We start from the raw sequence: 21,442 nt of genomic DNA, 5'->3' as shown, positions 1-21,442 counted from the left end.
GGGGTGGACGCGGGCGGGGTTGTTCTGCGGTTCTGAGCGGGAGCTGAGGCGTCTCGCGGCTTGGTAGAACTTCGGCTCGTCGAACAAGCAGGACGGCGGCCAGGGCGTGGTCGCACTCGAGCTTGAGGTTGCATTGAGAGCCGGAGGTGCGGCACGGTTTCGAGTTCGTTCGCGGGGGGCCGCGTCTGCGGCGGTGCAACGACTCCAACGGGTCAATCGACTTCATCCGCTCGTGCATCACGGCGCTCCGAACTCGTATCCCACGCGCGGTCATCGAGTCGTGGCTCGACTCTGCCTTCTTCAACGAAGAACGTGCTCGACCTGGTCGAGGATCTTGGTGTCGAATACGCGATAGCGCTCAACTCGTGCGGCACCGACCCTGTGTCCGCAGCGGAGACGACTTTGGCCAAACGTGGAGCGCACAAAAGGCCGGATGAGGTCCCAGCCCGAACGTTCTGGCGCGGCGGAAAGCCACAGCGGAGCACAAGCCGCCCCGGAGTCATCGCTGATCCCCAAGGAATAGGCCGACGATCTTCAGCCAATCTTCGGGCTGGGACCTCGTCCAGCCCGTGCGCGCTGCACCGTCGCAGACGCGGGCCCCCGCGAACGAACTCGAAGCCGTGCTGCACCTGCGCCGCAGCGTGATCGAGCATCCCACGGCGCGACCTTGGTCTCCCGTCACCCACCCACCGAAGCGGTCGGCCGGCCCGCAGGCCACCCCTCACCCACCCCCGAGCACCAACCGCAGCACCCGCCGCTCGAGCTCCGTCTCCGACTCATACTTCACCAAATAGGCCCAAGCAGCATGCGTCGCCACCAGCTCCCCGATCGAAACCCGCCCAAGCTCCCCCCTCGAGATCAACCCAAACCGCCCAAGCTCGCAGCGCTCGAACAACCCCGCGGCCCCGTCAGCGACCATCATCGCATCCGCGAGCGCCTGCTTCCCATCAGCACAAGCCAGCAACCAGGCCTTCAAGCTCGCCTCATCCTCAGCAAAGGGCACGAGCATGATCGGCGTCCGCATATCCGGCGGAATCTGACTATGCTCCTCAAATACCCCAACCAACGCCGCAGGCAACCGCTCGCGCTCGAGCTCGGCGAACGCATAGCTGCTCAATTCAGGACGCATCTCCGCCGGAATATCCTGAATATGGTCCACCACCTCACGAACGTCCTTCACCGTCTCCGCATCACTCGCAGGCAGCCGATCCGCCCGCATCACCAAGCTGCCCCCAACCCCGACCAGCGCGATCACGACAGCGATCCCCGCCCCCACCAGCTTGCGCCGCCGCTGCGCGGCCACGTAGCCATCGATATCAGCATCCACCGCGTCGTGTGTCTCAGCGCTCGTGTCATTCATCGCATCAGCCTCCCCCTCGATAGATCAGTCACTCCGGCCCCAACAATCGCCGCGCCTGCATGAACGCATGCAGCTCCGGCCAGTGCACGGCCATGAAGTCGAGCTCGCCCCGCCGAAGCTCCGCGAGCAGCGGCTGAATTGGCATGCTCGAGAACACCCCACGGTACTCGTCTTCACCCTCCGACAAGCGATGCAGCGTATACGCCTGCAGCAGATGCAGCGCGCGCCCCAGCAGGTCGCCCTTCCCGCGACCCAGCCGCTGCAGCAGCGCGAACAGCTGCTGGTGGTGATCTTCCCGGGCCAAGAGCGTGGCCTCGGCGAGCTCCACGCTCAAGCTCGAGCTGTCGAGCTCATCGTCCTTGTGCGGCGTGATCGCGTGCTCGCGCGCGGGATCCAGCACCTCGCGGCCACGCTCCAACCACGCGCGAGCCTCGTCGACCTCACCGAGCACGGATCCGCAGATCGACAAGCTGGCGTAGCCCTCTCCGTTGGCTTGCCGCGAGATCCGAAAGGTCCCCAACCAGCCGGTCGCCTCGACGGCCAGCAACCGCGCGCGCGCCTCGTGAACCTGGCCGAGCCGCAGCGCCAAGACCCCGCGCAGCAGGGCCAGGCGCACGTAGACGGTCGCGTAGCGCAGGCTCGAGTCGGACCGGAGCAACACCCCGTCGACCGCCTCGGTCGCGGCCGCGATCTCCCCCTTGCGCATGTCTTCGCGGGCGTGTTCGTAGACGCGGTTGCCATGCTCGACCCGGCGGCGCTCCCTGGCGGCGTAGACCAGACCGACCGCCGCGATCACGTACTCGAGCAGCGGGATGCCGGTCGAGAAGGCCACGGCATAGCTCAGGATCACCAGACCGAAGATGCCGACACCGATGATGGTCGTGCGCAGTCGCCGGGCTGGCTGGTCCGGGAGCAACGGCAGCTCGATGTTCACGAGCTGCGCAGAGACGCTGGCCGGGACCAACGCCGACGAGGGCCTGTCCAGATCGGGTGGCGTCATCGGTACTCACAGTGAGTATCAAAGCTCGCCGCGCGAGGACATCGACGCCCCCGCGCAACGATCGAAACGGCCTGGGAGCGCCCCCCAGGCCGCGTTCGCGCCTAGTCACCGCGCGCTAGGCCTTGCGCTTCTTGTAGGTAGGCGCTGGCGCCGGATCGTCGCGGACGGTGTCCTGCCGCTCCTCGATGACCTTCTCGCGACCCTCCGCGTCGACCTCGACCTTGCGGGCGATGGTGACCTGCGACACGACCCGGAACTCGACGCGGCGGTTGGTCTCGCGCCCGACCTCGTCGCTGTTGGAGGCGAGCGGGGCGGTCAGACCGTAGCCGCGGGCGGCGAGGCGGGAGCTCGCCACGCCCTCGCGGACCAGCCGCTTGCGGACCGCGGTCGCGCGGCGCTGGGACAGGTCGAGGTTGTACTCGGGCGAGCCAATGTTGCAGGTGTGCCCCTCGATCGAGACTTGCTCGAGCTGCGGGTTGGCCTGGATCAGAGCGGCGATCTCGCGCAGCAGGCTGTCGGACGCGGGCTTGATCGTCGCGCGGTTGAGGTCGAACTGGATCTTCTCGTGGATGACGATGCGATCGTCGCGGAGCTCGACGCGGGTGGGGCCGGCCTCGGCCTCGAGCGAGTCGGTGATCGCGGCGGTGAGCGGCTCCGGGGCGACGGCGTCGTGCTTGGGCTTGCAGCCGGCGAGCAGCAGCACGCTCAGGGTCACGAGCGTGAGCCCGCGCAGCGGTCGAAAGGAGGGGGTGAGGTGGACGGAAGACGCGATGGTGCGCATGTTGGTGAGGCTGGGGAGACGGAGAGGTCGCGGCCGTATGTGATGCGTCTGGGTTGGCCGCGGACCCAGGCGACGCGTCGGCGAGAGACCAGTCGCGTGCGCTCTCTCTGAGCCGCGACCCGGGTCAGAGGGTGCAGCAAATCGACATATTTCTTCGGGTCGAGAGGGCCCGTCGCTGGCTCGCCGTTTTCCTGCCGCGTTGTCCCTCGCGGCTTACATATCGGAGCTGATTGATCCTGTAGTTGTGTCGGCTTGAACAACTTCGGTGGTCTGGCGGGCCGAGCCGTACCTGCGCCTGGGTTGTTGGTCTCGACCTGGGGCTTGGCCGATGGGAGGCGGTGGGGGTGCTCATCACTGGGGAAGAGTCGACCGCGGCCCGATCGGATTAAGCCGATCGAACCTAAAAAATTCAGCCCGCCGCGCCGAGCTCGAGCTTGGTCACCACCAGCGCGCCGTTGTCCCGGCCAAATCGACACGCGATCGCCGGATCCTCGTCCTCCATCGCAAACTCGTCGATCGGCCCGAACACCTGAGCCACTTCGTCATAGGTGCACGAGGGCAGGTAGACCCGCAGCACCCGCGGATCATAGAAGCGAAACTGGGCGACCCGGCCGGTCGGCAGCTTGACGCTGGACAGGGTCCGCAGGTGCTCGCGCAGCGCACCCATGTTCAGCCGGGCCCGCACGAACACGCCCCAGCTCTTGCCCCACCCCTTCGCAAGCAGCTGCTCGAGCGCGGTCGAGGGCCACGAGCCCAGCGCGATCAAGCGCGGCGCGCAGACCTCGTAGGTGGCCTCGACGACCCCGTCTTCGAGGTAGGCCCACGGCAACCCCGCCGTCGACGTGAACGCATGCACGGCGTCTTCGCGGGCGCCATCCAACACGGCGAACAGCTCGCCTTTGTCGGGGGCAAGGAGTTCGGACATCAGCGCGAGTTCTCGGGGTGACGACATGGGCTTGGCTCGGTCAGCAGCTGCAGCGTTCGCAAAACGGCGTGGCGTCTTCGGAGGCCTCGGTCAGCGCCTTGGCCTGCTTGGACTGGGTCGCGAGCTCGGCCTCGTCTTTTGCCAGCTGCTCTGGCGGCGGGAGCTCCTCGGCACCACAGGCCGCGCAGCGCTCGCAAAACGGTGTGCCGTGCTCGGCGGCTTCGGCCATGGTCTTGGCCTGGCTGGCCTGGCTGGCCAGCTCGCGCTGCGCGGTCTCGGTGGGGAGCTGCGACTGATGCCCGCCCGTGCACACCTCGCAGACGGGCACCGCCTCGGCCGACGCGGCGCGGAGCACCCTGGCCTGCTTGGCCTGACACGCAAGCACGGCCGGATCTACCGGCTGCGGCAGCCTGACCCGCGGCTGCGCGCTCAGGCCAACGCCCTCGTTGATCGGGTTGACGGGGGCCTCGTAGTACTCGACCTCCTGGTACTCGAGCGCCTCACTGCTCATCAGCACGATCGGCTCGCGCTCGAGCACCAGCTCACCGCTGACGATCCGCCGCGCGACCTGGCTCAACAGCGCCGAGCCCAAGATCGGATCCAAGCTGCCTGGCTCGGCGCCGTGCTCGAACAGGTAGACCCGCAGGCGTCGCAGCGCCTCGTGGTCGAGCGCGCCCCGCAACAGCGCGACGGCTTCGTCTTCGTCGTGGTAGCGGACTCGGTCACCACGGCGAGCGTTTGTCCCGGCGCCGACGCTCCAAGCTCGCAGCGTGTAGCGGGCGAACGGCCCCGCAAATTGAAAGGTGTCGAGCATGCCAGTGCAGACCCCGCGTCGGGCCGTCGAGCCTGTGAAGACCTCGACTCTAACATGAGGGCGCTGCATTTGGGTCCACGCGATTGGGTCCCCTGGGCCCATCCCGAGGCCAGCCACGGCCCAATCCAAGTTGACGTCGCGAGGGCGCTTCGCTAGAGTGCCGTCACGCTGAGGAGTCGGGCATGCTGACGATACGTGAGAGCCAGCTGCAAGCGCTCGCAGAGCCACGGGTCCGTGTGTACTTGGAACAGACCACCAAGTACGTCCGCGCCGAGTACCCCGAAGAGTTCGACAAGCGCGGCGAAGAGGGCGTCGAGCTGCTGGTCCGCCGCGCAATCAAAGACGCACAGACCTACGGGCTGCCGTCGAGCGTCGACGTCACCGGCCTGCTGTCGCTCATGATCATTCTCGGCGACGAGGACTTCGTCACCAAGCCCGAGAACGCCGAGCTCAAAGCCATCCTCGAGAGTGACATCATCAATCCCAGCGACAAGATCGGGATGCTGCTCGACGAGCTCGGTTAGTCACCATGAGTACCCTCGCGGAAACACCCAGAGCATGGGTTGGATCAACATTGCAGAGACCGAACAACAGGTCAGGCTCGCGAGCAGCGCCACGCTGACCAAGAGTGACCTCGACGTACTGTGCGACCCAACCCAGTGGATGACCGACGCCCTGATCAACTTTGGGGTCAAGGTCTACGGCGACGAGCCACTCGGGGAGCTCCATGACAACGTCCGCTGGATCGACCCGGCGACCGTCCGGCTCGGCAAAGAGGGCAACGCGGAGGCGTTCGACGCGTCGCTCGGTCGCGACGGCGTACTGGGTGCGCCCCGCAACCTGATCACGGCGCCCCAGCTGCCCGGCGACGTCAACGTCATCCTGTTTCCAGTCAACAAGGGCGACACCCACTGGAGCTTGCTCGCGTTTTTCAAGGCCGGCCGCAGCTTCGTCCACTACGACTCGCTGCACCCGGCCAACAACGACGCCGCGCAGGCGCTGATCGACAAGCTCCACGCCAAGGGCTACCTGCCGGAGGACGTCGTGTTCGAGAGCCCCGTCGAGGTCGCCCGCCAGGAGGACGGCTACAACTGCGGCGTCTACGTGGTCTCGTTCGCGCGCATGATCATGAACGGCGGCGCGAGGCCGGGCGGCGACGCGCTCGCAACGGTCACCAGCGACACCTGCGATCTGCTGCGCTTGCAGATGTTGCAGTCGTTGCAGCCGCTGGTCTCCTACGAGCTGCCGATGCCCGAGCATCGCCCGCTGCCGTCCAGCGAGACCGACTACACCCCCGCGCTCGTGACCACCGACGAGGCCGAACAGCTCGAGGACCAGGCCGAGGTCCGCCAGGTCGCGGTCAAGCGGCTCAAGGAGTGCCTGGCCAAAGAGGCCCCGGTCAAGCTCAACACCACCGCGCAGTGCGAGAAGGCCGAGGTCTCCAACTTGATCGTGGTGCTGCGCTCGGACGACATCCCGGTCCTGAACCTGAAGACCGCCAAGGTCACCTTTGCGATCGGGAGCCAGCGCTTCACCCGGACGGCGGCCCAGGCTGGCGAGGAGTGGGTGACCGCGCTCAAGCTGCAGATCAAGTCGGGGATCACCGTCGACGTGACCGCCGCGGTGACCCCCGATCTCGAGTTTGTCGCCAATCAAAAGCAGGGCGCGCAGGACATCGGCACTGGTGAAGAGAAGACCCTCGAGTTCACGTTCACGCCCAAGCCGCCACGCCGGATGTTCGCGAAATTCGTGTTCTCGGACCCGCCCAAGCCCGGCCGCGACGAGGAGGTGCAGCCGACCAAGCGGCCATTTCCGGCCGACTTCGAGGTCGAGCTGGTGTTCGACGAGGGCCAGGGCAACGCCATGGCGGCGATCCGCGCGGACGGGCAGATCGTCAGCGCGGACGACGAGCAGCTCGGGGTCCAGATCCCGCACGCGGTCAAGAAGATCTGGCCGCGGTTTCCCGGCATCTCGGACGATCGGGTGCTCCAGTGGGAGACTGACTCCGAGGCCGACGCCCCGACCACGCTCGTGGATCCAACGGCCGAGGAAGAGGTCGATCAGACCCGCAGCGGCCCGGTCCGCAAGGGCCGCTGGGGCCCGACCCCGGACCCCGACTGGGTGCTCCCGGATCAGCACAAGAACGGGACCGAGGAATTCCACCAGCAGGTCGACGTCTCCGAGCTCGCCGAGACGATCGGCAGCGAGGAAGCGCCGCTCGAGTACCTGCTCGAGAACATGCCGCAGACGTGGCACATGAACGGTCACCCGATCGAGCATGTCGTGGTGCTGATGCTGGAGAACCGCGGCTTCGACCACTTCATGGGCTACCTCTACGAGGGCAGCGACAAGCCGAGCAACAGCTACCCGGCCTCACCCAAGGGCAAGCACGCGGGCCTGCGCACATTCGAGGGTATGGAGGGGCTGAATCCCGAGTTTCCCTATGAGTACGAGTGGGAGACCCGGGGCCCGCGATCGCGGTCGAATCCGCTCGGCCCCAAGGTCAAGCAGACCGTTCGCGGCCGCCTGCGGACCCGCAAGGGCGCGCGCGCATGCAACATGCCCCGCACCAACCCACACGAGGACTTCATCCACATCTTTCAGCAGATGTACGGCAATGACGTCGTCGCCAACACCGCCGATATGAAGACGGCCGCCAAGCGCGACCCGCTCGTCAAGTCCGGGGGTGAGTACAAGCGCCCGGCCATGACCGGCTACGCCCACAACTTCGTCGACGGCATCCGCCACCACCGCGGCTACAAAAACAGCGTCTTCATCAGCGAAGACATGATCTCGGAGATCCTGGACATCTACCTGCCGGACCAGCTCCCGGTCATGAGCGGGCTCGCGCGGCACTACGCCGTGTCGGATCTGTGGTTTTGCTCGGTGCCCAGCCAGACCAACACCAACCGGGCCTACTGGGTGGCCGGCTCCGCCGCCGGAGAGGTCACCAACGCCTACTACCCGGCCTACCCCAAGGTGGACAAGGTGAAGGAGCTCCACGCGGATCAGATGCCCGAGGGCATCGCCGACAAGATGCTCCACCGCCGCAACCTGTTTACCGTCTGCGACGAGAACGAGATCGAGTGGAAGTACTACTGGTCGTCGCACTGGCCGCCCGCGCCGATCAAGGGCAATTACTTCAAGGCCATGTTCCCACAATATGGCGGCAAGTCGTTCAACAAGAACGTGCCGCTGATCGCCCAATTCTACACCGACGCCGAGAACGGGACGCTGCCGCCGGTCTCCTATATCGAGCCGATCTGGGGCGGCGGCGCCCACTGGGACGCCGGGATGATGCGCGCGGTGGGCAACGAGTTCCACCCGGTCCAGGACATGACCAACGGCGAGTTCTTCGTCAAGAAGGTCTACGAGGCGATCGCCAACAGCCCCAAGTGGGACACGACCTTGCTGGTGATCACCTTCGACGAGAACGGCGGGACCTACGACCACTTTCCGCCGTGGGCGGCCGTGCCCAGCGGGCGTGAGCCCGAGCCCGGAGCTGAAAAGCCGCTCCAGTTTGGGTTTGAATTCGATTGCTACGGGGTCCGGGTGCCGACGCTGCTGATCGGCAAGCACATCAAGCCCGGGACGATCTTCCGGTCCAACACGGATGTCCCGCTCGACCACACCTCGATCATCGCGACGATCTTGAAGTGGGCGCAGATCCCCAAGAGCGAGTGGAGGCTCGGCGATCGGGTCGACGGCGCCCCAACCTTCGACGAGGTGCTCGACGGCGCTGGCGACGACGACGAGGACCGGCTCGCCAGCGCACCCGGCATGTTGGCGTTCGACGCGGCTCGCAAGTCCCGGATCGAGGGCACCAAGCCGCTCACCTCCGAAGACACGATTCGCCTCCGCTACGTGGGCAACAAGTGGACGACCCCGCCGCCCGACGCGCTCGACTACATCGGCGGGCCGACCACCAGCATGAACTCCTGGTACCCGATCTGTACGCAGGTCAAGGGCGACGCGCTCGAGTTCAAGATCACCAGCGAAAGCGGTGAGGTCAAAGCCGGTGACAAGGTCGTGATCGAGGTGACCAGCGGCCCAGCCACGGGTTACTCGCTGGCGGTGCCAACCAAGGGCGCCAAGACGGTCTACCTGTACAAAGGCAGCAACCCGAGCAGGTGGGTCATCTGGTTGATCAATGATCGGGTCGAGGGCGTCCCGATCCACGCGGGTGACGAGGTGATCCTGTTCGCCGAGTGCTACCTGCCAGAGAAGCTCAAGGGCGGGGGCAGCTACAATGATCCCTATCAGCGGTTGACGGTCGAGACCGGCAGCGCCACCACGCGCTACGTCAAGTGGCGCGCGGGCGAGTGGGACATCTGGAAACTCGAGGGGTAGTCGATCGATCACAACATCGAGAAGGTGATCCACTTGTAGCCGTTACCGGTGTCGTGACAGAGCAGATCGCTGCGCCCGCTGTTGTTGAAGTCGCCGACGAACAGCTGGCTGCCAGCGTGGTAGCACCAGCTTGCGTTCTGATACCAGTTCGTGCCCCAGAACTGGCCGTTGCTGTCGGCGTAGTCAATCCACTTCTGCCCAGCCGAGTCGTGACAGAGCATGTCCTCACGGCCATCCCCGTTGAAGTCGCCGACGAACAGCTGGCTGCCAGCGTGATGGCACCAGCCGGCGTTGTAGTACCAGTCCGTGCCCAAGAACTGGCCGTTGGAGTTGGCGTAGTCAATCCACTTCTGCCCGGCCGCGTCGTGACAGAGCATGTCGTCGCGATAGTCGCCGTTGAAGTCGCCAATGTGGAGCTGGGTGCCCGGGTGGTAGCACCACCCAGCGTTGTAATACCAGTCCGTGCCCCAGAATTGCCCGCTGCCGTTGGCAAAGTCGATCCATTTTTGCCCATCGGTGTCGTGGCACAGCATGTCGTCGCGGCCATCGCCGTTGAAGTCGCCGATGTGTAGTTCGCTGCCCGCGTGCGCGCACCAGCCGTCGGTGTACGACCAGTCTGTCCCCCAGAACTGGCCGTTGCTGTCGGCGTAGTCAATCCACTTTTGCCCGGCGGTGTCGTGGCACAACATATCGTCGCGGCCGTCACCGTTGTAGTCGCCGAGGTGCAGCTTGCTGCCAGGGTGTGAGCACCAGCTGACCTCGTGTTTCCAGTCTGTACCCCAGAAGTGACCGTTGCTATCGGCGAGATCGACCCATTTGTTCCCGGCGCCGTCGTGGCACAACATATCGGCGCGGTGATCCCCATTGAGGTCACCGACATGCAGCTGACTGCCGGTGTGGTAGCACCACTGCGCGTCGCGCTCCCAGACATCGCCGCCGAGGAAGCTCTGATTCGACTCCGGCGCCGCTCGCAGGGTGGTGTCGAGCTCGAGCCCCTCCAGCGCGTCGTCGTCGACGACACAGCCGGCGCTGCAAACCACGGCAATGGCGCCTAATATAGATTTTGCGTTTGCGATCATGTTCGTCGAACGCATGTCACGTGCCTCCTTGGTCTCGCTAGTGGCGTGACCACTTTAGCACGCTCAATCTATCGAGTCTGATTGGCGACACGGCAATAACCCGAGCGATACGGTCCGACCGCCGTGCGCGCGAACGCGTATTTGCGCGCGCCGACGAATACCGCACTCACCGCGAGCCTGCGCGCATCAGCCACCACAGTGACATCTGCGCCAGTCGACGCGCGCTCGATCTCACTCGCTGCCGTAGGGCTGCGTGATGATCTCGAGCAAGTGCCCGCTTGGGTCCTGAAAATACACGCCGCGGCCGCCGTCGTGGCGGTTGATGCGGCGCTTTTGGGTGCGCCCCGGATCGGCCCAAAAGTCGAGGCCGCGTGTCTGAATTCGAGCGAAGATCGCGTCGAATTCCGCGTCGCTGACGAGGAAGGCGTAGTGTTGCGCGGAGATGTCGTCGGCGGCGGCGTCGAGGAACGCGAGCGTCACCTCGTTGCCGAGCTCGACATCGAGAAATGGGCCGAAGGGCTTGGGCGCGGGGAGGTCAAACATCTCGGCCAGGAAGGTCGCGGCCTCGCGCTGATCGCGTGAGCGCACGATGGTGTGGTTGAGCTTGATGGTCATGTGGCCCCGTCTGTGTCCCTGATTGCAGAGGATGGTCGGGGCGAGCAAAAAATTCGCTGAGCGGTTCCCCGCGTCCCGGGGCGTGTTTCGACCCGATCAAATCGAGACACGAACCGAGGGGATCGACTCACACGGTTGAATTTATGGCGCTTCGCGAGCTGCCCGCTTGTCCGGCATCGCCGGGGCTGAGACAGTGTCGGACATGGCGGCCAAAACCGGTGGTGAGTCTGGCGTCCCCGCTCGAGGATCCAGACTGAACATGTGGAGGAGCGCCGTGCTGCTGGCGTCGCTGCTTGGCTGCGGCGACGAGCTGCGGCCGCCGAGCTACATCGAGGTGACCGAGATCTTCACGATTCGCCACGAGGTGGAGCTCGGCCCGCTCAACCCCGAGCGCGTCGGTCCGCTGATCGCTGGGCCGGAGGCGCCGATCGCTGACGTCCTGCCTGGTGATCGGCTGCGCCTCGAGGCCGTGGTCGTGGATCCCCAGGGCGTGCTCGTGCCCGAGCACGAGCTCGAGACCCTGTGGCTCGCGTGTGGGGGCTCGTGTGTGTCCCACACTGGCCAGCTCGATCTGGCCCACGAAGTGTTCGACCAGCGCTGCGATACGCTCGAGAACTACACGACCGACGACCCTTGCCTGCTGGGAACCGGCTCGGGCGCGTTCGAATTCGAGGTGCCTGAGCTGGGAGAGCGCGTGTTCATCCGCGCTGCCCTCAATCCCCGCTACCGGTTTCCATCGCTGCAGCTGATAGCCGTGGTTGCGTGGGATGGCCGGCGCGCCACGGACTGCTGGGAGTCGCGACGCGGCGACCTGAGCAACCTCGAGGGCTGCGGCTTCATCCACCACAAGGTGAGCCTTGGCCCGCTCTGGTTTCTGTACGCCTACGGAGCGCAGATGGGCCTGTCCGTTCCGTTTGAGGCGGACCCGGCGACCCTTCCCCCCCAGCTGTTTCTCCAGCCGGCCAACAGGATCCCGCGAACCCCCACGGTGTCCGTCTCGGTCGACGGCGAGCTGCTCGCCACCGGCGTCCCTCCGTTGGCGCCGATCCCCGTTCGAGCGGGCGCGATGATCGAGGTTCAGCTCTCGTTCGACCAACTCTCGCAGCTGTTCCAGTCCCGGCTCGTGCTGCTGAAAGACAAGGCAGGCAGCGCATTCACCCTGCGCAGCGAGTCGCTGTACTCGCGGACCGCGACCAGCGGCGCGATCGTTCAGTCCGGCAACCTCGAGCCCGTCGAAGACGACGGAAGCTTCAGCTATCAAGTCGACGCACAGCTCGAGCCGGGCATCTCGCGGGTGCTGATCGGCTACACCGACGACGGCCTGGCCAACGACGTCCTGACCCTGGAGTTCGAGCATCAATGAGGATCCGGCGGCGCTACCTGGCGCTGGCGATCCCGCTCTTGCAAGCCTGGGCGAGCCCCGCCCAGGCGCGAGCAGCTGCACCCCCGAGCAAAGCCCAGGCCGCCGAGAGAGTCGAGGCCGCGCCGACGGCTCCGGTCGCGGCGCTGCGTGGACGGGTGCGCGAGCGCGGATCCTCGCGGGCGCCGATCTCCGGGGCCACGGTGATCGTCGTCGACGCGCCAGCCGACGTGCGCCCGGGCAAGCGAGCCGAGCAGCCGCTCGACCCCGACCACATCGCGTGGATGCATGAGTCGCAGACCGACGCCGACGGTATTTTCGAGCTCCCGGGGGTCCCGGTCGGCGCGCTGCGTGTGGTCGTGGTCGCGGGCGGCTACGCGCGGCTCGAGCAATGGGCTGAGCTCGAGGCCAAAGGTGGCGAGCTCGAGCTCTACCTCGAGCCCGATCGCGACGGCCCATACCGCACGGTCGTGGCGACCAAGCGACGGTCGAGCTGGACCGAGATCGAGCCGCTGCACACCCTCGACGGCCGGCAGGCGCGACACTACCCCGGCAGCGGCGATGACCCGGTGCTCGCGGCGATGAACCTGCCTGGGGTCGCTCGCGGCCCGGCCGGGCTGGGCCTGACGTCGTTTCGCGGCGGAGATCCACGCGAGGTTGGGATCTACGTCGATGGCCACCCGGTGCCCCGGGCGTTTCATGTGATCCCAATGGCGAGCGTGCTATCGCCACCGATGATCGCCGGTATCGAGCTGTCCCCTGGCAACTACCCCGCGAGCTACGGCGGCTTTGGTGGCGGGCTCGTGCAAGTCACCAGCCGCCCGGGTCGGCGCGACGGCATCCACGGCGAGGCCCACCTGGATCTGTTCGACGTCGGCGCGACGACCGAGGGGCCCGTCGGCAAGGGATCGGTCCACGTCGGAGTTCGGCGCAGTCACGTCGGCGAGATCCTGCGAGCGATCCCGCTGCCGAACCTGACGGCGCCCAATTTTTGGGACTACATGACTCGCTTGGACCATCCGCTCGGGGGTGGTCACGCGATCGGGCTGCGGGGCTTTGGCGCGGGCGATCGTCTGCGGTTGTCCGATTACTTCGACTTTCGCTCGAGCTTTCATCGGTTCGACTTTGACTATCGGTTCGAGCGCGGCGCCTGGCAGGTGCTGGTGAGCCCCTCGCTGCGGCTCGACCACACGAACCTCAACCAGAGCAGCGATGACCGGTTCGCTCGGCGCAAGGCGCAGGTCTACTCGCTTCGCGCCGCGTTTGGCTGGCAGGCGCTCGAGTGGCTGGCCCTGGACTTTGGCGCGGACGCGGTCGTCGAGTCCTGGCGCCGAAGGCAGCACGGCCAGCTGACCTTCAACTCGGACGCTGGGTTCTATTTCCCCAGTTCCCCCGAGGAGTTTGACGGCGCGCAGCTTCGGTTTGGCGCCTGGCTGGCGACGGCCCTGCGCCTCGGGGACTGGAGCCTGATCCCCTCGGTTCGCCTCAACGTGTTTGCCTACGGTCCAAAGCCCAGCGTGCGCGTCGATCCTCGCGTGCACCTGCGTGGGCCGCTGTCCGAGCGCGCGCAGGTGTTTGCGAGCGCGGGCCTGTACGCGATCCCGATCGCGGGCGCTCACGAACGAGGAACGACCGGGCCCCTCGAGGAGAATTCCGGGTTTGGCTCGAACCGCGTCGACATCCCCGAGTATCTGCTCACCTACTTCGATCCTGCGATCGGCGGCGAGAGCATTGGGCGCTATGCGAGCGCGACGACGGTGACCCACGCGAGCGTCGGCTTCGAGGCCGAGCTGCCCTGGGACGTGGATCTGCGCGCGCTCGGGTTCTTCCGCAGCGCCAGGGCCCACACCCCCGAGTACGAGCCCATCACCGACGACCCCGACCAACCCTTTACCGGCGTGCCGCTACCGGAGCTCGAGTACTACGGGCGTCGCCGCGCGATGGGCCTCGAGCTGCTGCTGCGTCGCAACCTGGCCCCGGGACTGCTCGACGGCTGGCTGGGCTACACGCTGTTGTTCGCGCGGACCGAGGACCAGCCCAACGTCTGGCTCCCCGCGGTGTTCGACCAGCGCCACAACTTCGTCGCGCTGCTGAGCGTCGCGCTGCCCCATGAGATCCGCGTCGGCCTGCGGTTTCGACTGGGCTCCGGCAACCCCCTCGAGCCCATCACCGCCCGCGAGGTCATTCCCTTGTCCGTCGATGAGGTCTACTATCTGCCACTTCGCGGCCCGCGGGGCAGCGAGTATCAGCCGCTGTTTCATCAGCTCGACATTCGCATCGACAAGACCTGGATCCGCGACCGCGCGAGCGTGAGCGTCTACTTCGATGTGCAGAACGTCTATAACCACTGGTACCCCGAGATCTGGATCTACTCGTACGATTGGAGCGCCCGCGAGCAGGCGATCGGCCTGCCGATCTATCCGAGCCTGGGCCTGAGCGTGAGCTACTGACCGCATTCGGGCGCCAGGACCCCGACGCGGGTCATCTACGCATCCACACGAGGCGCGTGGTAGACACTCGCCATGCGTCGACGCCTGTTTCGTTCGGGTCTCGCGGCCTCCGTGCTGCTCTCACTCACGCTGGCGTTCGGCTGCGCCTGGCAGGGCCACATCAAGAAGGGCGACGAGTTCATGGCCGCGGCCAACTACGACGCCGCGGCGACCGAGTACGCCGAGGCCCTGCGCCTGCGCCCCGACGACGAAGAGATCATCGCCAAGCTGGCCGAGGCGCAGCTGGGCCAGATCGAAGCTCGGATCCAGCGCGCCCGCGCGGCGCTGACCTCTGGCGCCGACTCGCAGGCGATCGCGCTGACGGCCGAGGCTCATCAGATCCTCCCCACACACCCCAAGACGATCGCGCTGGTCAGCGAGGTCCTCGAAGTCACCAGCGCGCGCGCCACCCAGAAGGCCGAGGCCGGGCAGTTCGCCGACGCCATGCAGATCTTCGACGCGATCCGCAACGGCCTGCCGAGCGCGGCCGACCGGGTCAGCGGGGCGATGCAGGCGGTGGTCCAGGCCTGGGTCGCGCAGCTGAGCGAAGCGGCGACCGCAGCCGAGGCCGCGGGCCGGGCCGGCTCGGTCTTGATGTATCGGGCCAAGATCGCCGCGCTCAGCGGTCAGGGCATGGCCGAGCGCGACGCCGCCCGAGCGCAGGTGGTCGCGCAGCTGCGCTACTTCGTGCAGGTCAAGACCAAGGCCAACGACGACGGGGCCAACGCGGTCGCGGCCGCGCTCAGCGGTCGGCAGGGCGCGTCCTTGCTCGAGGTCGGCAGCGCGGGCGAGGCCCCGGCGGCGACCCTCACGATCGAGTTCAGCAAGCCCAAGTTCACGACCGACAAGCGCCAGCGCCAGGAGTCGGTGCAGTACCAGTCGGGCACCAAGCAGGTCCCCAACCCGTTCTACAAGATGGCCCAAGACGACGTGCTCGACGAAGAGCGCCGCTTGATGGAGCGCGAGAACGACGTCACCAAGCAAGAGCAGTACGTCGATCAGTACACCGCCGACGTCGCCCGCGAAGGTGACACGCCCGGGACCACGACCGGCGCCGAGCAGAACTTGAGCAACGCCCGCAGCCGGCTAGAGGCCAACCGCCGCTCGCTCGAGGACCAGCGCAACACGCTGATGCGCGCCAAGGAGAAGGCCGCGAGCACGGAGCAGACCACCGAGGAGGCCGTGTACTCGACGCACAGCTTCACGATCACCACCCACGTGCTCACGGCCACCGTGCAGGTCAAGGCCAAGCTCGAGCACGCCGACGGCCGGCCCGGCTCGACCATGGATCAGCCGCTGAGCGCGGAGGCCCAAGACGACACCCACCCGGCCCAGAACATCGCGGGCGTGGCCGAAGATCCCCTCTCGCTGCCCAACAAGGACGAGCTCGCGGCCGGTCTCTACGGTCAGGCTGCCCCTACGGTCGGGCAGCTGGTCGCCGTGAGCTTCGCGGACTATCGGGCGGGGCTGCTCGCGCAGGCGACGGCGGCGACCGATCCCGGCGAGAAGCTCGAGCTGCTGCTGCGCTACGTGATCGTGGATCCGCAGTACGCCGACGCGAAGATCGTCGCGGACATCCTCACGATCAGCGGCGTGCCCGATGCGGCCGCGCTGCTGCTGGCCCAATAGCCGAGCCAATCCCTCGCTCGCCTAGCAACGCCTCCCCTGGTCAGCCAGGAAGGTGGCAGTGGTCGATGAAGATGCCAACGACGATCGTTCCAGGGCCATCGTCGTTGCTTCGCAACCATTTGAAGTGGATTCGATCCGTGTCTGGAAGCAGCTTGGTGTGCCACCAGAACACGTGGTCTTCTCCCTCGAATTCACGGGTCCGGTCTTTGCTGGCCTTCTTGTCACTCTTGGTGCGCCCATTCTCGTCGGATGCGTTCACACCGTGCGCGCCCAAGCCCGCAGAGATCTGCTCGGGCGATGTCGCCGACAGCTCGTTGAACAATTGCGCTGCCACATCGTTGAGCGTGCTCAGGTGTTTGACGAGGATCCCGCGGTGCTCGGTGTAGGGGCGCTTGAACTTGCCTAGTCCTCGCCAGACGCGGTCTACCCAACGCAAGCAGGGGAACGCCGAGCGGACGTTCGCTTCGAACGCGGCCTCGTCCATACTTTCGATACCAACGGCGTCGCGGAACAACTCGACGTGCGTGCGCTCATCGACGACGAAGTGCAAGTCCCGCGCGAGCTGCTCGGCTTCGACCTGCAGCAGACCCGAGCGACCGCTCGACTCGAAGTTGAGACAACCCACGGCCCGCGATAGCTGCCGACAGGCGTGCGCCAGAGCCAGCGACGGCGCAAACACCAGCTCTCCGTCCACGCTGACCTCGAGCACGTTCACCAGGTCGACCAGCTCGGGTTGCTCGTCCCACGATGGCACACGATCGATGGCAATGAGCAACCGTCGACGCCGATCGAGATCGAGAGGAACCGCAGGGTCGCTGTCGTAGACCAGCTCGTAGAACTTGACCTCCTCCGTGACCGGCGCATCCCAAATGTCATTGAGCGAGCGGAGCACCCGCTCGTCGCGCTGCTTGGCGGTCTCGAGCCGGTCGAGGAACTCGTCGATGACATCGGCGACCGCCGCAGCGTCGTCCGCGGGGGCTCCATCCAGACGAAGCCCAGATTCGTCAATGACGTGTCGGATGTCGAGATTCACGGCCGCCGTCCCCGATGCCGCGCGAGGTCGGTCAGCGCTCGAAGGTCACGATCGAGCTGATCGAAGAAGCCCTCGGGCCACCCGCTGATCGCTCCGGTGGGGGAGATATCCAGACTTTCGCACACACCACGAGGATCCGCCTCGGCGAGAAAGAACAACAGCTTGACGTCCGCGGCGGTGATCGGATGACCGGGATCGGCGACGGCGTGACGGATGCCGTTGAGCACATGATCGCTGTGGGTCTCGACGATCACCTGCACACCGTCAGCGACCACCCGCGCCAAGAAGCGGCCGATCTCCGACTGGCCCGCGGGGTGTAGGTGCGCCTCTGGATTTTCTATGATCAGCGTGCTTCCGGCCGGCGCGACGAGGCCGGCGACGATCACAGGGAGCGCATAGGACACGCCAAAGCCCATGTTGGGAGGTCGCGTCCACTCGCTGCGTATCCCAGGGGTCTTGAAGCGCAGCCGGGTGACCATCGAGTTTGGGAACCACGTGGCCTCGAGCTCGATCGGCCGAACAATGCGACCGGTCCACCACTCGGTTTGATGCAGCAAGTCGGCCAGAGTCGGTTCGTCCGGCCCATGGGGCGATGTTGTACGTCGGGCCTCCGAGACCTCCCTGTGGCCGAGCACGGCGAGGACCTGGGCGACATACTGACCGTAGCAGCCCACGCTCAGCTCCGCGATCGACACCGAGGAAGCGCCGAGTGTGTCGCGCGGACCGAGGCGCTCGGCGCTGACGTAGTTGGCGAGCTCCGCCACTTCACCGGCGCCAACGGGAGACGAGAGCAGCGGCAAGTGCAGCGCCCGCTCGTCGGGGACGCCAAAGCGCAGGCCAACGCCAACGCCGGAGTCGAGCCGATACTCAAATATGATCTCGGACTCATTCGCGTTCCAGTTGAGAACGTCGGCCCCCTCGCCGAGCTGCAGGCCCGCGTCGTCGTTGAGCGCGACGGTCGCGGGACGCGCCTGCTGCTGCGCGCGCGCGACGAGGAGCAGCGCGTGAATCAGCGAGGTCTTGCCCGCCCCGTTGGCCCCGGTGAGCACAGTGAGGCGGTTGAGCGGCAGCGTGACGTCATTGAAGCGCTTGAAGTTCCGAATGCGAAATTCGTTGATCACCCGAGCACCGCCTTGGCCGCCTCCGCTGCCGAATCAAAGCGCTTTCGTACCCGGCGCATGTCGCCCGTCCCTTGACTGATCGCCTCGATGAACTCTTGGTCATGCGTCATCAGCCCGCGCGCCGCGGTGGCGAGTTCGGCAGCGCCTGCCGCGACGACGCTCTCTTCGTACTGGGCCAAGACCACGGCCCAAACCTCGAACAGTGCGCGATTGATCGGGTTTCGTCGATCGTTGTCGAGCGGCCACTTGCGAAAAGCGTGATCGCCGAACACGGTGTAGGCGTTTCGCATCGCCCTGCGAAACGCGGCATCGAGCGCCGCGAGTTCTTCGTCACCAAACGCGGCAGGGTCATCCAGCTTCTCCGTCGCCCGAACCAAGAAGGCGTCGAGACTGTGGGCGGCGCTGTAGTTGTCGGACCCGAACATGCTGAACGCACAAAATCGCAGCACGACCTCACGGTCGGCCATGCGAATGTGTTTGTACAGAGATCCGCCCGTTGCCAATGCAAATGGCTGGCTGGCGGCGAGGTTGGCGAGCAGCGTTCGAGAGCGCTCGCGACTCATGCAATGCCGGATCTCCTGGGAGCTCAGCGGGCTGCCTCCCGTATTAATGCGCCGGAATATGTCGAACTTGACGCGATAGGGCGTCTGAGGATCGATGACGTGCACGACGAGCTGAGTGTTGTTCATGCGACGCTTGAAGGTCGCGCCCAGCTGATCGAAGGTGGAGTTGCGGAGATCGTTGAGATAGTCGACCGCGCCCAGCGCGAACTTTTCGCCGCGGACAAAATCATAAATTGTGGTGAGCCGCTGCACGCCGTCGACGACCTGCATCTTGCCGTCTTTGTCCTCGTTGAAATAGAAGGTTGGCAGCGGAATGCCGAGCAAGATGGACTCGATGAGCGACCATTTTTGCCGATCTTTCCAGACATACAGGCGCTGGAAGTCCGGCGCGATGTCGATGTCCTTCTCCTCGATCATGTCGACGACTTGGCGCAACGAGAAGTGCTTTGTATGCACCCGAATTCGCTCGGGATCCCAAGGCTGAACCTTCTCGGAGCCACCGCCATCTTCCTCTTCGGTCTCGACGCCAGTGGCCTCGTTCTCAAAGTACTCTTCTCGGATACTGTCGGTCGGCGGTTGCTCTTGGGACATCGAGGTGGCTCCGAAACAACATTATATCCCGTTCGTCGCCCACGATCGAGAGCAACTCGCGCGCACGACGCCGACGACTCGTACCGACTAGCTCGGGCTCAGTTGACGAGCAGCTTGCCGGTCACCGTGGGATCGATCTGCCCCCGGATGTCCGCCTGCGCGTGCAAGGTGATCGTGCACGAGCGGGTCGTCGCGTCGCAGTGCTCGGGCACCTGCACCTGCACGGTCAGCTCTTGCTGGGCGCCGGGCTCGATGTCCTGCTCGACCTCGACGCGGGTCTGGCTGAGCTGCTCGCGGCTCCACGCTGGCATCAGGTGGTTGCGGTCCTCGAGCTCGAGCGCCTGCTGCTCGGTCAGCTCCATGCCCTGCGCGTCGGCCCAGTGACGGTGACGGACGAACACCCGCAAGATCACGCCCTCGACCCGCGCGGTCTTGGTCCCGCCAGCGAGGCGCAGCGTGGCCTCGGCGGTGCCCCCGGGTGCGACCCGAGCGGTCCAGCCGTCGGGGTCTTGGACGAACTCGAGGCGGGCGCCTTCGCTGCCCAAGGTCTCTCGCATCTTGTCGGAAAAGCCCATGTGTCTTCGTGCTCCTGAACCTGGCCCTGAAAGTATCAGCTACGGCGACCGAGCGGGGTCACATCTCGCTAGCGATCCAGCTGGAGCTCGCCGTCGCGGGTGGTGCCCGAGGGCACGCTGCGCAGGTCGTTGAGGGCCTGCGGGGGCGCGTCGAACGGCTTGCCGTCGGTCCGCAGCAGCTCCTCGCCGTCGCTGCCGACCTTGCTGAACTGGTAGCGGAAGTCGGTGCCCGTGCTCACGCCCTTGCCAGCGTCGAGCACAAAGCCGACGCGCTCGCGCATCAGGTGGGGCTCGCCCGCGTCGACCCAAAAGTACAGCGCGCCCATGATCTCGCCGTTGATCAGCTTGCCCTTGGGATCGATGCGGCGCACCCGGCCAGCGTACTCGAGCTCGGCCCGGGTGCCGTCTTCGGTGTCCTCGAGCTTGGCGAGCCGCCAGGTCAGCTCGCGGGTGACGATTGAGCCGCCCTGACGCAGGCGGCAGACGTCCTTCCAGGTCGCGCCGACGCCGACAGGCTCGCTCGGCAGCCGGACACAGTACAGCCGGTGGACCTGCGCGAGCGCCTGGAAGTGGGCGGGGGAGCCCTCGCCCTGCACGGCCGTGTCGGTGATCCGCAGGCCGCTGGCGTCGACCCGGTGCGAGGTGCTGAGCCCGGCGACCTGCTTCTCGTCGGCCTCGAGGCCGGAGCCGGCCGGGGGCTCGGCTTCGTAGTTGCGGTAGGTGTGGGTGAGCAGGCAGGTCCGCGCGGTGCCCTCGCCCGTGCAGCCGCTGACGCCCACGTCTTCCTCGCGCGCGAACCCGGTCGGCTTCTCGATCAGCGGCAGCTTCAACATGCCGATCGTGGTGATCCGGTAGCGCGTGCCCTCGGCCAGGGCCAGGCGCAGCTGCACGCGCTTGTCGTCGGCGCCGGGGGTCAGCAGCGGCGCGGCGCCGTCTTGCGGCGGGACCGGGACGCCGTCAGCGTCGACCGGCCAGGTCGAGCTGGGCTCGTCGCCCTCGGGGACCTTGGTGTCTGCGCCGTCGGCTTGGCCGATCGCGCCGCCGTCCGCCGGCTCGCCGACCTCTGGCTGATCCTTGCCGTCGCCCTGCTCCCCTTGCTTGGCCAGCTTCTCGAGGTTGCTCGGTTCGTCCTTGGTGCACGCAGGCGTGACAACCAT

At 66.3% G+C, this 21,442-nt stretch carries 17 protein-coding genes; 5 read left to right on the top strand and 12 right to left on the bottom strand.

Annotation, left to right across the window (positions count from 1 at the left end):
- Nucleotides 1–721: 721 nt before the first annotated feature.
- The 5 genes from ENSA7_RS18955 to ENSA7_RS18935 form a co-directional block, all read right to left on the bottom strand.
- On the bottom strand, nucleotides 722–1,360 hold the full coding sequence (locus ENSA7_RS18955; RefSeq protein WP_106090716.1) for a hypothetical protein: 639 nt from the start codon (nucleotides 1,358–1,360) through the stop codon (nucleotides 722–724).
- A gap of 28 nt (nucleotides 1,361–1,388) precedes the next feature.
- The gene (locus ENSA7_RS18950) at nucleotides 1,389–2,360 is read right to left on the bottom strand and encodes a hypothetical protein (RefSeq protein ID WP_106090715.1); all 972 of its coding nucleotides are present in this window, start codon (nucleotides 2,358–2,360) and stop codon (nucleotides 1,389–1,391) included.
- A 115-nt stretch (nucleotides 2,361–2,475) separates the two neighbouring features.
- Nucleotides 2,476–3,141, bottom strand: a complete 666-nt coding sequence (locus ENSA7_RS18945) for an OmpA family protein (protein WP_106090714.1) — start codon at nucleotides 3,139–3,141, stop codon at nucleotides 2,476–2,478.
- Between the two features lie 409 nt (nucleotides 3,142–3,550).
- Complete coding sequence (locus ENSA7_RS18940) at nucleotides 3,551–4,066, bottom strand: DUF4123 domain-containing protein (RefSeq protein ID WP_181233891.1); 516 nt, start codon at nucleotides 4,064–4,066, stop codon at nucleotides 3,551–3,553.
- Between the two features lie 40 nt (nucleotides 4,067–4,106).
- Entirely contained in the window at nucleotides 4,107–4,880 is a 774-nt protein-coding gene (locus ENSA7_RS18935) for a hypothetical protein (protein WP_106090712.1), read from the bottom strand.
- A gap of 182 nt (nucleotides 4,881–5,062) precedes the next feature.
- On the opposite strand from ENSA7_RS18935, the gene ENSA7_RS18930 reads away from it, so the two are divergent.
- Together ENSA7_RS18930 and ENSA7_RS18925 are read left to right on the top strand one after the other, a co-directional pair.
- Nucleotides 5,063–5,404, top strand: coding sequence for a hypothetical protein (locus tag ENSA7_RS18930; protein WP_106090711.1), 342 nt, complete (start codon nucleotides 5,063–5,065; stop codon nucleotides 5,402–5,404).
- Nucleotides 5,405–5,438: 34 nt separating this feature from the next.
- Complete coding sequence (locus ENSA7_RS18925) at nucleotides 5,439–9,230, top strand: alkaline phosphatase family protein (RefSeq protein ID WP_106090710.1); 3,792 nt, start codon at nucleotides 5,439–5,441, stop codon at nucleotides 9,228–9,230.
- Between the two features lie 8 nt (nucleotides 9,231–9,238).
- Here ENSA7_RS18925 and ENSA7_RS18920 read toward each other — a convergent pair whose 3' ends face one another.
- Nucleotides 9,239–10,270: an FG-GAP repeat domain-containing protein gene (locus ENSA7_RS18920; RefSeq protein WP_181233890.1), complete on the bottom strand. Its 1,032-nt coding sequence runs from the start codon at nucleotides 10,268–10,270 to the stop codon at nucleotides 9,239–9,241.
- A 270-nt stretch (nucleotides 10,271–10,540) separates the two neighbouring features.
- Nucleotides 10,541–10,924, bottom strand: coding sequence for a VOC family protein (locus ENSA7_RS18915; protein WP_106090708.1), 384 nt, complete (start codon nucleotides 10,922–10,924; stop codon nucleotides 10,541–10,543).
- A gap of 259 nt (nucleotides 10,925–11,183) precedes the next feature.
- Here ENSA7_RS18915 and ENSA7_RS18910 point away from each other — a divergent pair, with 259 nt between their 5' ends.
- From ENSA7_RS18910 to ENSA7_RS18900, 3 genes are all read left to right on the top strand, one after another.
- Nucleotides 11,184–12,287 carry a hypothetical protein gene (locus ENSA7_RS18910; protein ID WP_146157851.1) on the top strand — a complete coding sequence of 368 codons (1,104 nt, stop codon included), beginning with the start codon at nucleotides 11,184–11,186 and terminating at the stop codon, nucleotides 12,285–12,287.
- Nucleotides 12,284–14,734: a TonB-dependent receptor gene (locus tag ENSA7_RS18905; RefSeq protein ID WP_106090706.1), complete on the top strand. Its 2,451-nt coding sequence runs from the start codon at nucleotides 12,284–12,286 to the stop codon at nucleotides 14,732–14,734. The genes ENSA7_RS18910 and ENSA7_RS18905 overlap by 4 nt, the downstream gene beginning before the upstream one ends.
- A 72-nt stretch (nucleotides 14,735–14,806) precedes the next feature.
- Nucleotides 14,807–16,402, top strand: coding sequence for a hypothetical protein (locus tag ENSA7_RS18900; protein WP_106090705.1), 1,596 nt, complete (start codon nucleotides 14,807–14,809; stop codon nucleotides 16,400–16,402).
- A 40-nt stretch (nucleotides 16,403–16,442) separates the two neighbouring features.
- On the opposite strand, the gene ENSA7_RS18895 is transcribed toward ENSA7_RS18900, so the two are convergent.
- The 5 genes from ENSA7_RS18895 to ENSA7_RS18875 form a co-directional block, all read right to left on the bottom strand.
- Nucleotides 16,443–17,435, bottom strand: coding sequence for a hypothetical protein (locus tag ENSA7_RS18895; RefSeq protein ID WP_106090704.1), 993 nt, complete (start codon nucleotides 17,433–17,435; stop codon nucleotides 16,443–16,445).
- Nucleotides 17,432–18,556, bottom strand: a complete 1,125-nt coding sequence (locus ENSA7_RS18890; RefSeq protein WP_106090703.1) for an AAA family ATPase — start codon at nucleotides 18,554–18,556, stop codon at nucleotides 17,432–17,434. The genes ENSA7_RS18895 and ENSA7_RS18890 overlap by 4 nt, the downstream gene beginning before the upstream one ends.
- Nucleotides 18,553–19,710, bottom strand: coding sequence for a GmrSD restriction endonuclease domain-containing protein (locus tag ENSA7_RS18885; RefSeq protein WP_106090702.1), 1,158 nt, complete (start codon nucleotides 19,708–19,710; stop codon nucleotides 18,553–18,555). Before ENSA7_RS18885 ends, ENSA7_RS18890 begins: the two co-directional genes overlap by 4 nt.
- Before the next feature lie 98 nt (nucleotides 19,711–19,808).
- Complete coding sequence (locus ENSA7_RS18880; RefSeq protein WP_106090701.1) at nucleotides 19,809–20,285, bottom strand: sporulation protein; 477 nt, start codon at nucleotides 20,283–20,285, stop codon at nucleotides 19,809–19,811.
- Between the two features lie 68 nt (nucleotides 20,286–20,353).
- Nucleotides 20,354–21,442, bottom strand: a complete 1,089-nt coding sequence (locus ENSA7_RS18875; protein WP_106090700.1) for a hypothetical protein — start codon at nucleotides 21,440–21,442, stop codon at nucleotides 20,354–20,356.

The organism is Enhygromyxa salina, assembly GCF_002994635.1.
GTDB classification, from domain to species: Bacteria; Myxococcota_A; Polyangia; order Nannocystales; family Nannocystaceae; genus Plesiocystis; species Plesiocystis salina_B.
Note: the sequence above shows the minus strand (reverse complement) of the source record. Positions and strands in the feature narration are given on the sequence as shown.